This window comes from Blautia sp. MSK18_10 (assembly GCF_020553185.1).
Classification (GTDB): domain Bacteria; phylum Bacillota; class Clostridia; order Lachnospirales; family Lachnospiraceae; genus Blautia_A; species Blautia_A wexlerae.
In genome coordinates this window covers 1-873 of the sequence record NZ_JAJCGT010000115.1, presented here as the reverse complement: position 1 = coordinate 873, position 873 = coordinate 1, and the positions used below count along the sequence as shown (strand labels likewise).

The 873-nt window shown below is 46.0% G+C and carries 1 protein-coding gene; it reads right to left on the bottom strand.

Features of this window, described 5'->3' with window-relative positions:
* The coding region (locus LI074_RS17055; RefSeq protein WP_173702691.1) for an RNA-guided endonuclease InsQ/TnpB family protein at nt 1-873 on the bottom strand (873 nt) is incomplete at both ends.

Below are 873 nucleotides of genomic sequence, written 5' to 3'. Positions count from 1 at the left end.
CTTCTGGTTTGTCCTGTGTCCCAGGTCTTTTTCTCTCCGGATGTTCCGGATATCCCCTGTAACGACACAGGTGATCTCCTGTTCCCGGCAGTATTCTGCAAGATATCTTGTGATCTTGTGCAGATAGTCCGTTACTGAGTCTTGTTTTCTCTTATATAACTTCCTGATATGTTTTGATGTGACCGGATGCTTTACTCCCTTTCCGGACTGCTGCCCATACCACTGGGCCTGCACCCTTGCGATCTCTTTATGGAAATATCTTTCCAATTCAAGGTACTTCCTGCCCAGGATAAACGTCTTCCCATTTTCGGAATCATAACACGTCATAAGGTTGTGAAGCCCCAGATCAATAGACAGTTCATGTCCGTTCTGTGGAAGTTTTTCCTGGTCAGGAACCTCATAAACAACAATAATTTTACAGCTTCCCTTCTCCGGCGGATAGATCCGCAACTGTTTGATCTGGTCCATGCCCCTGAAAATCTTATTTTCAAGGTAAAGAAAGTTTTCATGGATCTGATATGTTTCTTCCATATATTTTTTTAATGTCTTTGGAAGGGACAGGCGGACTCTGCCCGTATCCCGCTCATGCACGATCCCCATCTGCATATAGGTAATGGGGATACTTTCCTGCTTAAACCGCGGCGGTCTGGGAGTCTCGATCCCCCCGGTTCTTTTCAGGGCATAAAAAGACTTCCATGCCTTGTCCAGCAACCTGCAGACTTCCTGGGCGGTCTGGGACGGGAGTTGTTTATACCACAGATCCTCTTTATGGGCTTTTTTCTGATAGTACCAGTCAGGATACTGCTCCATCCCTGTTTCTTTGTAATGCTGACGCTCGTAATTACAGACATTCCAGAGCTTGGATGCTGCATA